The following is a 12,739-nucleotide window of genomic DNA, read 5'->3' on the forward strand; positions in this document are numbered from 1 at the left end:
GTTTCTGGTTTTAGAAGAATCTAGGTGATTTGTCATATCCTTTAGACAATCCGAATAGGTCTAGATCGAACAATAAAAGGAATTCGTGGGTTCCATCGTTATAATTTCCAAGATTGGAAGTTGTTCTGTCGTATGCATATCCAACTCTAATTTGTGGAGTTACCGCGAAGTTTACAAGTCCGGTGATTGCATCGCCAAATCTGTATCCCACACCAGCTTCCAATCTATTAAACATTAAAACGTTTGCAGTGATATCTACAGATAATGGAGCTCCTTGCACACCTCTAGCCATAAATGCAGGCTTTAGTTTGAAGTTTTCGTTGATATCGAACACATATCCACCTGTTACAAAATAGTGGATGTTCTCTTCTCCAAGAGCTATTAAACCTTCCTCATTTTCTAAATATTTAGATGTAAGAAGGTTTGGTGCAGAAAGGCCAACATAGTATTTCTCTCCAAAAAAGTAAGCTCCAACGCCCACCACTGGAAAGATCTCGTTAACGTTCTCACGGAAAGCCGGATCATCCAATTGATTTAGGATCAATCCTGAAATATTGGCATCAAAAGTTGTTAATCCACCTTTAATCCCTAAAGACAATTTATTGGTTTCGTTTAAAGGCAATACATATGCAAAATCTGCAGTAATGTTATTTTCCTTTACCCAATCTCCAATTTCATCGCGTACAATAGATAAACCAAGTTCTACTCTCTCGCTCACGGGAGTGTGGGCGAAGAAATTGGCGGTGCTTGGAGCACCATCAATTCCTACCCATTGAGATCTATATATACCACCCAATTTTAACATTCCCGGATCATCGGTAGCGTACGCAGGGTTCAATACACTCATGTTGTACATGTACTGAGTGTATAAGGGGTCTTGCTGAGACATTCCTTGAAAAGAGATAAGGATAATGCCTGTGAAAATTAAGAATTTTGTTATATTATTTTTCATTTCTTTCTAATGTTTATCCTTTAGTTATATACTTAAATATAATTTTCCTTGTACCGGAGGTGTTTGTCCGTCGTTGTAATTCAGGATATAGAAGTATACACCTACTGGTAAAACATCATTTCCTAATGTCCCTGACTGATTTGAAATACCATCCCAATCTCCTGTACTTGCATTTCCTTTGAATACTAAATTCCCCCATCTATTGAATATTTCGATAGTATAATTAGGGAAGTTTTCAGCGATATCTGGGATCACAAACCTATCATTGATTCCATCATCATTTGGAGAGAAGCCTTCTGGGATTCCACAGAATTCTACTTTTGCAACAACCGCAAGTCTTTCTGAACTTTCGCAACCCGTAGTTCCATCTACAGAAGCTCCATAATATGTAACTCCATTTTCTAGGGCAGTAGTAGCTGCAAGAGAGGAACCACCAGTTGAGGAAGTGTATATTAAAACTCCAGCACCGCTAAAGTTAGTGATGAGGTCTTGAACAGTTGGGTTATCGCTTCTACAGAATTCATCACCTTCAAAAGAAAGCGTTGGTGCTGCAGGATCTGTTATAATTACAGTTATTTCAGTAGCATCAGATGAACAATTTGCATCATCGTTTGCTGATACGGCATAGTATGTTGTACCGCTGATTAATCCTGTTGTACTATCCACAACCGTAGTTAAATCTGCATCGGAATAGATAATAACATTATCTCCAGTTGCAACGATATTTGCTACCGTTGGATTGTCAATTAAACAGAATGATTGATTTGCATCTGCTGTTGGGGCATCAGGAACATCATTAACCGTAACTGTAATAGTAGCTGTTTCTGTACCAATAGCACAATCTTCGGCCCCCTCTACAGTATAGGTGATTTCAAATTCACCTACTCCTAATTGAGCTGGAATAAAGGAAACGATTTCTTCGCCATCTAATTCGAAAGTACCAAATGTGTTTGCACCTGCTCCTAATAAACCACTCAGTTGCACTTCTTGGTCATTGGTTATGCAATATGCTGGGGGAGCTTGATCTCCACCTGCATTCGCTTCAGTAAGGTCATTAACCGTAACTGTAATAGTAGCTGTTTGTGTACCAATAGCACAATCTTCAGGTCCACTTACAGTATAGGTAATTTCAAATTCACCTACTCCTAATTGAGCTGGAACAAAGGAAACGATTTCTTCGCCATCTAATTCAAAAGTACCAAATGTGTTTGCACCTGCTCCTAATAAACCACTCAGTTGCACTTCTTGGTCATTGGTTATGCAATATGCTGGGGGAGCTTGATCTCCACCTGCATTCGCTTCAGTAAGGTCATTAACCGTAACTGTAATAGTAGCTGTTTGTGTACCAATAGCACAATCTTCAGGTCCACTTACAGTATAGGTAATTTCAAATTCACCTACTCCTAATTGAGCTGGAACAAAGGAAACGATTTCTTCGCCATCTAATTCAAAAGTACCAAATGTGTTTGCACCTGCTCCTAATAAACCACTCAGTTGCACTTCTTGGTCATTGGTTATGCAATATGCTGGGGGAGCTTGATCTCCACCTGCATTCGCTTCAGTAAGGTCATTAACCGTAACTGTAATAGTAGCTGTTTGTGTACCAATAGCACAATCTTCAGGTCCACTTACAGTATAGGTAATTTCAAATTCACCTACTCCTAATTGAGCTGGAATAAAGGAAACGATTTCTTCGCCATCTAATTCAAAAGTACCAAATGTGTTTGCACCTGCTCCTAATAAACCACTCAGTTGCACTTCTTGGTCATTGGTTATGCAATATGCTGGGGGAGCTTGATCTCCACCTGCATTCGCTTCAGTAAGGTCATTAACCGTAACTGTAATAGTAGCTGTTTGTGTACCAATAGCACAATCTTCAGGTCCACTTACAGTATAGGTAATTTCAAATTCACCTACTCCTAATTGAGCTGGAATAAAGGAAACGATTTCTTCGCCATCTAATTCAAAAGTACCAAATGTGTTTGCACCTGCTCCTAATAAACCACTCAGTTGCACTTCTTGGTCATTGGTTATGCAATATGCTGGGGGAGCTTGATCTCCACCTGCATTCGCTTCAGTAAGGTCATTAACCGTAACTGTAATAGTAGCTGTTTCTGTACCAATAGCACAATCTTCAAGTCCACTTACAGTATAGGTAATTTCAAATTCACCTACTCCTAATTGAGCTGGAACAAAGGAAACGATTTCTTCGCCATCTAATTCGAAAGTACCAAATGTATTTGCACCTGCTCCTAATAAACTACTCAGTTGCACTTCTTGATCATTGGTTATGCAATATGCCGGGGGAGTTTGATCTCCACCTGCATTCGCAACCTGAGTGTTATTTATTGTAATTGAAAATTGTGCAACGTCATCTGAACAAACGGGATTTCCGGATTCTACTGTATAAGTAGCATTTAGTACAAATGAGCTAGGTCTATTGGGATTGTTAAAGAAAGCTATAAAATCATCTGCTAACTCATTGCTACTAGGATCAAAAATACCATCCATATCGCCATTCCAACCAAAGAGATCTAAAATTGCCAATATAGTAGCATCAGGATCTAATTGATTATAGCTGGCGGCTAATGTTTCAAGTTGAGTTATACAAATAGAGTCTGTAATATCTGGTCCCGCATTAGGAGCTTCCTCTACTGTGATGGTAAACTCTTCTGTTTCTGTGCCTGTCGTACAGTTTTCTACACTTCCATTCACTGTATATGTAAAATCATTAACTTCAAGAGTTGCGGTTTGTGGATTAAAACTTGTTACCACTTCATCACTTGAATTTCTAAAAGTTCCTCCTGTAGTAGCATCATCACTTAATAAAGATGACAGAGTAATACTATCACCATTGCTACAAACATCAAAATCGTCAATAGTTCCAGCTTCTACAGGGGTAGGAGCTTCCACTTTAACTGTGATTACTGCGGAATCTGTACAACTACCAGTAGCTACGGTATATGTGGTTGTAAAGGTGCCAATTGGATTATCAATGAATTGATTCATAAGATCGGTAAGAGTGGAATTTGTAAATTCACCTCCAGGATCCCTACCAACCAATAATTCATTAAATCTTTCAATTAGGGAGGCTGCATCGGTTAATGCGGATTGACAAATAGTTTCATTAACATCACTTCCAGCATTTGGAATTTCTACAAGATCAACAGTAACCTTTGTCACTTTACAACTATCAGGATTTCCATTTGCAGTAAAGTAAAAAGCTCCTTCATCTTCACTATCTCTTAAAAATGCTTGTGGGTTCAATAATATTGTAAAGTCTTCATCAGCAAAAAACGGGGTACCATAAGGAGAAAGTAAATCTTCAACCCTTGGTTTAGTAGAAGCATCATCTGAATCTATACAAAATATTTGGGTGGTTTGGTCCGGTGGTACGTCTTGAAAGTTTACGGTCACTGGTGCTCTATCTCTACTTTCACATGGAGGAAGTTCTCTATTTACCCTATTTACAATTTGGCTAGCGTAATAGGTTTCTCCATTTATAAGCGGTGTAGTGCTACTTAGCTGAGGATTGGAAGTACTTGTACTATACCATCTAAATGCAGTTTGATTATCACTAGTAGCTTGTGCTACAAGATCTGCAACGGTAGCTCCAGGACAAAAAGTTTGTGTTGGATCTGCAGTTGGCGCGAGGGCTAATACCGGGTCGTATCTTAAAGCTAAACGACTTGAAGGGCAATTGGTAGATGGATTTCTTTGTCCGGCAAAATAGCTGTTGCCTTCTAATAAAAGAGTAGTTGGAGCTAAAGGGCTTCCACTATATTCCTCATCATATATCTCAACCTCATTCCCATTTACACTGTCAATTAAATCTTGAACCGTGCTAGTGCCTCCCGGAGCATATTCACAAGGAGCGTAAGTATTACCAAAGTCGGCAGTAGGTACGCCAATATCATCTACAGTAACGTCTACCCGCACTCTTCCTGGACGACATGTTCCAGAGTTGTTTCCGGCGTAGTATGGTCGTGTTTCCAGTAATTCATTTTCTGGAATTGGGGTGTTAGAGGTTTCTGTTCTGTACCATCTAACTCCGTCCCCATTCGCAGTGGCTTCTAAGTCGGCAACAGTGGCCAAATAGCAGAATTCCTGCGACGTGTCGCTAACAGTCGGGCAGTTAGCTTGCCCGTAAGTGGACGAACTTCCAATTAATAAAATAAGGGCGAAAAGGAGCATGCTATATCCCTTCTTCCCTAATGTAAAATTTTGCATAGGCTAGGTGTTAAGTTTAACATTAAATATTTTAGTTAATAAATGACCATAAAAGGCAACACAAATATTGCAATATTTTTCTACAATACCGGTTTTTTTAAGTATTAATTTAACACCAAAAAATAACGATGTTAATATTTTGTTAATCTGATGCTCCGAGCGCTGTATGGTAAGGATCATGTATGACATTAATTTCTTACATTCGATTTTATGAAAACAATTCTTATTTTACCACTCATATTATTTATTTCAGCATCCTATTCCCAAACCGTTTCAGATAGGGCAATTTCTTATTTAGAAGTAGGGAAAATAGGCGAAGCTAACTCCCTTCTTACAGAACAAGTTAATAAAAATAATATAGATCTTAAGGTTTTTGAATTATTAGCGGATATTGCAAGTTTCGAAAAAAATTGGGATACTGCTATATTATATTATAAGAAACTGGTTGTTTCTCACCCTAAGAATGCAGGCTTTAATCTAAAATATGGAGGAGCTTTGGGAATGAAGGCATTGAGTGTTTCAAGATTTCAGGCCGTAGTTTATATTCCAGATATTAAGAAACATTTGGTACTGGCGGCAGAACAAGATCTTTCTCAAATTGAATCTAGACGGGCTCTTGTAGAGTTATATGTTAAATTACCCGGTTTTTTGGGTGGGAGCGAAGAAAAAGCCTTGATATACGCTAATCAACTGGAAGATCTATGTCCTGTTAATGCATATTTAGCAAAAGGTTTTATCGTAAAGGAGAATGAGGATATCGAGGATGCTTTGGTTTATTATAAAAAGGCATTTAAAAAATATAAGTCTTCGGGTGAAGCCACAGATACTAATTCTCTTAACTATGAGCTCGGTAAAGTCGCTGCAGAATTTGGTGTTGAGCCTAATTATGGTCTAGACTTGTTAGAGAGGTACACAAAAAATTACAGTTATAAGGATATTTATTCTATGGAATGGGTGTACTTAAGAAAGGCCCAGATTATGGCTAATCTTAAAAATAAACGGGACGCTTTGGGATATATTGACAAAGCCCTAACGCTTAAGGCTGATTTTAAAGAAGCTTTGAAAGAAAGGGAGCGGATTCAAGAGCTATAAATAGGTTTTATCTTCTTTAAAATATGCTTTAATACCTATATTTGTCTCAAATTTCATTTCATGAACCTTCATTTTATTGCAATTGGCGGAAGCGCAATGCACAATTTGGCGCTAGCCCTAAATCACAAAGGAAATAAAATAACAGGAAGCGACGATGCCATTTTTGAGCCTTCAAAATCCAAACTTAAAAATGCAGGATTATTGCCTGATGAAAACGGATGGTTTCCTAATAAGATCACTACACACCTAGATGCAATTATCCTTGGAATGCATGCAAAAAAGGATAATCCAGAACTGCTTCGGGCTATCGATTTAGGTATTAAAATATATTCTTATCCAGAATTTTTATTTGAACAATCCAAACATAAAACGAGGGTCGTTATAGGGGGTTCCCATGGGAAAACTACCATAACTTCTATGATCTTGCACGTTTTGCATTATAATGGAAAAGAAATTGACTTTATGGTGGGAGCCCAGTTGGAAGGGTTTGAAACCATGGTTCATTTAACCGAAGAAAACGATTTTATTCTTTTAGAAGGTGATGAATACCTTTCTTCACCTATAGATAGAAGGCCAAAATTCCATCTTTATAAGCCTAATATTGCCTTATTGAGCGGAATTGCTTGGGATCACGTGAATGTTTTTCCCACTTATGAGAATTACGTAGAGCAATTCGAAATTTTTGTGGACTCCATAGTTAGTGGTGGAATTCTGGTCTATAATGAGGAGGATCCTGAGCTTGTTGGAATTGCTGAAAATACAACTAACCAAATTCGCAAACATGGATATAATACCCCAGAGTATTCGATAGAAGACGGAACAACAATATTAAATACTCCAGAAGGCGAGCTGCCACTGGAATTGTTTGGAGCGCACAATCTTAACAATTTGGCAGGTGCAAAATGGATCTGTCAGCATATGGGCGTTGATGAAGATGATTTTTATGAAGCTATTTCCACATTTAAAGGCGCTTCCAAAAGATTGGAAAAGATAGTAGGCACCAACAATATGCTCGTATATAAAGATTTTGCGCATAGTCCATCCAAAGTGATCGCTACAACTACAGCGGTTAAAAATCAATATCCTAATAAAACCCTGGTTGCTTGTTTGGAGTTGCATACCTATAGCAGTTTAACTCCTGAATTTTTAAAACAGTATAATTCTAGTTTGAATAGTGCCGATGAAGCCATAGTTTTCTTCTCTCCGGAAGCACTTCAGATAAAAAAGTTGCCCCCAATTACAGAGTCGCAGATCTTTGAAGCATTCGGAAAATCAGATTTAACAGTTTTTACCAATCCCGAAAAATTTCAACTTCATTTAAAAAACATGGATTACTCAAATAAAGTGCTGTTGCTTATGAGCAGTGGGAATTATGGTGGACTGGATTTTAATGAAATCAAAAATTGGGTTTCTTAACAATTTAATACCTTATGGAGCATATAACTGTAATAGCGATCTCTAATTTTTAAAATTAGGGCGCAAAGATTGTTCTTTGCGGGAGTTGATAACATAATTCAGGTTTTCTATTAAAAAATTTAACTAAGCGCAATTGCCTGATTTGTTTATATTTATATAAACGAATTTCATGAGTAGCACTAAAATCCCCTTCACGATTAAAAATTGGGCCATAGATGATAGGCCTCGCGAAAAATTGCTTCAAAAGGGAAAGCTCTCCTTAACAGATGCAGAATTGATTGCAATTCTAATCGGCTCGGGGAGCAGGGAAGAAAGTGCAGTAGAGCTATCAAAGAAAATCCTTTCAAAAAGCCAGAACAATCTAAATTTATTGGGAAAGCAATCTGTTTCTCAACTTATGGAATTTAAGGGAATAGGAGAGGCTAAAGCCATTTCAATTATGGCAGCAATGGAGTTGGGAAGACGAAGGCGTTCTGAAGATGCGATAGAAAACGTAAAAATTACGTCCAGTAATTCCGTTTTCGAGGTTCTGCAACCTATTCTTGGGGATTTACCGCACGAGGAGTTTTGGATCTTGTACTTGAACAATGCCAATAAGATCCTTGAAAAATTCCAAATAAGCAAAGGTGGTATTACAGGCACCTTGGTGGACGTGCGTATTACGCTCCGCAAAGCTTTGGAATTGGGCGCAGTTTCCTTGATTCTTGCCCACAATCACCCTTCTGGAAATTTAAAACCCAGCGAGGTAGATAAGCAATTAACCCTAAAGCTTAAAACTGCTGCCGAAAGTATGGATATTAAGATCCTGGATCACCTTATTGTTACCGAAAAGTCCTATTTTAGCTTTGCCGACGAAGGATTGATGTAATTCCAATTGTATATCCGAAAAGTATTATAAAATAAAAAATAACGGCATTCTGAACTTGTTTCAGAATCTTATAACACTAAGAATCAATACAGTAAATAGAGACCCTGAAATAAATTCAGGGTGACAAAACAACTATAGGATAAAAAACGGATATACAAAATTCCCCTTTACAATGCTTTTAATTTATACTCAAAAAATAACTCCCAGGATAACCTACGCTTTTAAGCACCTTTGTACCCGCGTGCTGGGTGTGGAGCTTAAAATCACTTCAAAAATAGAAGAGTTTATTGCGTACGAAAGCATGAAGTTTTCTTATGGCAAAAAGAGGCTTGGCAACGAACTGTTTTTTCAGAATGTAGATCTTTTATTAGAACAAGGTTTTAGTGATGTAGAAATAAAAGTACAAGATTGGGAAGAGACTAAATGTTTTTTCCCGGTTTCAGAAAACAGTGATCTGCCTTTCGATATTTTCGCGGCCTCCTTTTATTTGCTTTCCCGGTACGAAGAATATTTGCCCCATGTTAAAGACGATTTTGGAAGGTTCCCGGCTTTGGAAAGTTTGGCTTTTAAAAAAGGGTTTTTAAATTCCCCTGTCATCGATATTTGGATTCAAAAATTCAAAAAATTATTGGTATCCAGATTTCCTGAAATATCCTTTAAGAAGCGTGAATATAAATCGACTTCTGTAATTTCTGTAAGCCACGTTTTTAATTTTCAGAATAAAGGATTTTTAAGAAGTGTAACAGGAACCTTAATAGATTTGGGCAAGTTGAAGTTTTCTCGGGTTTCCGATAGGATAAAAGTGCAGCTCAGGTTCAAAAAAGACCCTTATAATGTGTTTGACGACCTAATCTCATTGGTAAAAAAACATAAGATCAACTTAAATTTCATGTTTCAGCTAAGCAATTTTAATGCTTACGACAGAAATATTAATTACAATAGGCTGAATTACCGCGAAATTATTAAATATGTTGCAGATTATTCCATAGTAGGATTGCGATTGGGGTATTTTGCGATCTCTAATATTGAAGCTTTAAAGGTTGAAAAAAAGCGGTTTGAGAACATTATCCACGGACCTTTGCAAAATGTTATAAATACAAAGTACAATTTAATGTTGCCAGAGCATTATGGTTTTTTGAACGAACTGGAAATCCCCAATGACTATTCTATGGGGTATCCAGAGACAATTGGGTTTAGGGCAGGAACTAGTTTGCCCTTTTTGTTCTACGACATCAATTTGGAAATAACAACCCCATTAAAGGTTCATCCCTATGTTTTTCATTCCCAGGCGACACGGATTTATGAAGCCAATGAACTACAGGAAGTTGTTCTTAAAATAATGAAAGATCTAAAAAATGTGAAAGGAAATATGCTTACGATCTTTAAAAACAGGGATTTTTCGGAATATTCAAATTTTAAATATCACTATTCATTATTAAAGCAAATACATGAAATTCAATAACATAAAACATGTCTATTTTGATCTGGATCATACGTTGTGGGATTTCGATAAAAATTCGGCATTGACCTTCGATGTGATTTTCAAGGAAGAAAACATAGGCCTGGAAATTCAGGATTTTCTAGAGGCCTACATTCCTATTAATATTGACTATTGGGCCAGGTATCGGAATAATTTGGTTTCCAAAGAGCTTTTGCGTGTGGGAAGGCTTCGGGATAGTTTCGATGCTTTGAAAATTCAAATTTCAGATGAATCAATAGATAAATTGTCAAATAGGTACATTAGTGTTTTGCCCGGTTTTAACCATTTGCTTCAAGATACCAAAGAGATTTTGGAGTATTTGAAGCCTAAGTACAAGCTGCATATTATTACAAATGGTTTTGAAGAAATTCAGCATAACAAAATGCAAAACTCCCAGATTGCAGATTATTTTGATACTATTACAACTTCTGAAGAAGCTGGGGTGAAAAAGCCACATTTACAAATATTTGCAAAAGCCCTTCTAAAATCCAATGCCGTTCCAGAAAATTCCGTCATGATTGGCGATAGTTATGAAGCCGATATTGAAGGCGCGAAAAATGCAGGTTTGCATGCCGTTTATTTCGATTACTATGGAAAGCTTGAAACTGTGCAAGTGCCTCAAATCCAAAAGTTAAAAGAGCTGGAAATGTATTTATAGCAATAAAGAATTTATATCTTCGTTTCACTAAAAGAATTGTCCCCTGATGTCTTTTGTAAAACTACTTAAAACCCCCATTTTACTGCTGCTTTTTAGCGTGGTGTTGCATTCTTGTGTAAAAGGGGTAGATCTGGACCAAACAGAAGAGATTGCCTTAACCCCAGACCTTCAGGTAAGTTTATTGGTTTTTGATGTAACCAACGAAGATTTTTTGGATAAGGACACTGGAGCTTTTGTACCAATTATTCGCGATACGGTGCGATTGGAATTTTTGGATGATAGCTACATCCAGGATGATCTGGTAACGGTGGAATTCAGTTTTAAGTACACTAATTCCTTCCCGCAATCTTTTAGGAATAAAATCTCTTTTCTTTCTGAAAATGATAGGGTACAACATGCTGTGAGCTTTGATATTGCTGAAGGAAACAAAGATGCTCCAGCGGTTACAGATTGGATAGAGTTTATTGGGAACGAACGGATTGATGTTATAAAAAAATCCATTAAAATGGTGGTGGAGATCGAAGTAATACCTGATACGGATCCTTTCGAAGGGGAATTAAAATTTGAATCAAAGGGACTTTTTTCATTTGAATTTTAGCGGATGAGATTATACCTTTCCTGCTTTACGATATTATTGGGAATTACACTTTGCCAAGCACAGAATAAGCAGTTGTTGTATAACGTGCGGGGCTTGCCACAATCCTTGCTCAACAATCCTGGTGCAAACGTGAATTTCGATGGGCATATTGGAATTCCCTTATTTTCCAAATTCCATATCTCGGCCGGATCATCGGGAGTTAATTTATACGATATTTTTGATGATTCCAAGCCAGACGTAAATAGAAAGGTAAGTGCCGCAATTAGAAGGTTGACCAGGGACGATTATTTCACACTGAACCAACAATTAGAAGTCCTTTCTTTTGGTTGGAGGTTAAACAATGGGCAGTACTTTTCTGCTGGAGTGTACCAAGAAATGGATATGTTCGCGTATTTCCCAAAAGACCCGGCGTTATTGGTGAATGAAGGTAACAATGCGTATTTAAACGTCCCGTTTGATTTTTCTGATGTTGCCTTTACAGGAGAGATCATGACGGTCTATCATCTCGGGCTCAATAAAAAAATAAATGATAAATTAACCATTGGAGCACGAGCTAAGTTGTATTCTGGAATATTCAATGTCGCAAGCACAAATAATTCGGGAAAATTCATAACCCGGGACGATCCCAATACCCCAAATTTTTATAGGCATTTTGCAGAGAATATAGATATAAGGGTAAATACTTCTGGATATGCTTCTTTAAACAATACGGGCAGAACAGTACAAGAATCTACTCGTGATTTGTTAAAACGATCTTTTTTTGGTGGAAATATTGGCGCTGGGGTAGATTTGGGGGCGTCTTATAATCTTCAGGACAATTTAAGGCTTACCGCTTCTATTTTGGATATTGGTATGATGTATCAACAGTACGATGTAGAAAATTATTTGTACTATGGAGATTATGAAACAGATGGGATAGAGCCTTTGTTTCCAGATATAGCTCCTAGCAATAATACCATACCCTATTGGGACCTTTTTGAAGATGAGGTAGATAGGAATTTAAAGGATGAAACCGTAAATGAGGAATATAAAACTTGGAGGCCTGTTAAATTTAATGCTGCGATAGAATTTGGATTTGAGGAAATGTTTGAAACTTGCGATTATTTAAGGACTTATAAGCGTAGGAATTTCAATCTAATAGGGATACATCTTTTTGGCGTAAAGCGGCCCAGGACCATGAACTATGCTTTAACCACCTATTATGATAGGAAATTTTCAAATAACTTTCGAGCAAAAGTGTCTTATACCGTAGACGATTTTTCATATTATAATGTAGGTTTGTTGGTCTCAACAAAAATTAAAAAATTTAATTTTTATCTTGCAGCAGATAATTTGATTGGATATTTAAACCTTGCAAAATCACAAAGTGCTTCCATACAATTTGGAATGCAGTTTATATTTAAAAAATAAATGTATACCCGTTTTTTGTCATAATAGTTATTTCG

The 12,739-nt window shown here is 37.2% G+C and carries 9 protein-coding genes; 7 read left to right on the top strand and 2 right to left on the bottom strand.

The features are described from left to right. Window positions 1-10: 10 nt before the first annotated feature. Window positions 11-952 carry a type IX secretion system membrane protein PorP/SprF gene (locus tag JM83_RS09570; protein ID WP_144961586.1) on the bottom strand — a complete coding sequence of 314 codons (942 nt, stop codon included), beginning with the start codon at window positions 950-952 and terminating at the stop codon, window positions 11-13. Between the two features lie 24 nt (window positions 953-976). Next, window positions 977-5,182, bottom strand: coding sequence for a gliding motility-associated C-terminal domain-containing protein (locus JM83_RS09575; RefSeq protein ID WP_144961588.1), 4,206 nt, complete (start codon window positions 5,180-5,182; stop codon window positions 977-979). 210 nt (window positions 5,183-5,392) lie between these two features. On the opposite strand from JM83_RS09575, the gene JM83_RS09580 reads away from it, so the two are divergent. The 7 genes from JM83_RS09580 (at window position 5,393) to JM83_RS09610 (ending at window position 12,704) form a co-directional block, all read left to right on the top strand. After that, window positions 5,393-6,274, top strand: a complete 882-nt coding sequence (locus JM83_RS09580) for a hypothetical protein (RefSeq protein WP_144961590.1) — start codon at window positions 5,393-5,395, stop codon at window positions 6,272-6,274. A 60-nt stretch (window positions 6,275-6,334) separates the two neighbouring features. Next, complete coding sequence (gene murC, locus JM83_RS09585; protein WP_144961592.1) at window positions 6,335-7,690, top strand: UDP-N-acetylmuramate--L-alanine ligase; 1,356 nt, start codon at window positions 6,335-6,337, stop codon at window positions 7,688-7,690. Window positions 7,691-7,859: 169 nt separating this feature from the next. Continuing rightward, window positions 7,860-8,558, top strand: coding sequence for a RadC family protein (gene radC, locus JM83_RS09590; protein WP_144961594.1), 699 nt, complete (start codon window positions 7,860-7,862; stop codon window positions 8,556-8,558). Between the two features lie 172 nt (window positions 8,559-8,730). After that, entirely contained in the window at window positions 8,731-10,020 is a 1,290-nt protein-coding gene (locus JM83_RS09595; RefSeq protein WP_144961596.1) for a DUF7033 domain-containing protein, read from the top strand. Beyond that, a complete protein-coding gene (locus tag JM83_RS09600) occupies window positions 10,007-10,696 on the top strand; it encodes a YjjG family noncanonical pyrimidine nucleotidase (protein WP_144961598.1) in 690 nt (229 codons plus the stop codon). The genes JM83_RS09595 and JM83_RS09600 overlap by 14 nt, the downstream gene beginning before the upstream one ends. A gap of 46 nt (window positions 10,697-10,742) precedes the next feature. Then, window positions 10,743-11,294 carry a hypothetical protein gene (locus JM83_RS09605; protein WP_144961600.1) on the top strand — a complete coding sequence of 184 codons (552 nt, stop codon included), beginning with the start codon at window positions 10,743-10,745 and terminating at the stop codon, window positions 11,292-11,294. 3 nt (window positions 11,295-11,297) lie between these two features. Beyond that, window positions 11,298-12,704, top strand: coding sequence for a DUF5723 family protein (locus tag JM83_RS09610; protein WP_261376420.1), 1,407 nt, complete (start codon window positions 11,298-11,300; stop codon window positions 12,702-12,704). The last annotated feature ends 35 nt before the right edge of the window (window positions 12,705-12,739 follow it).

The sequence above is a fragment of the Gillisia sp. Hel_I_86 genome (genome assembly GCF_007827275.1).
GTDB lineage: Bacteria > Bacteroidota > Bacteroidia > Flavobacteriales > Flavobacteriaceae > Gillisia.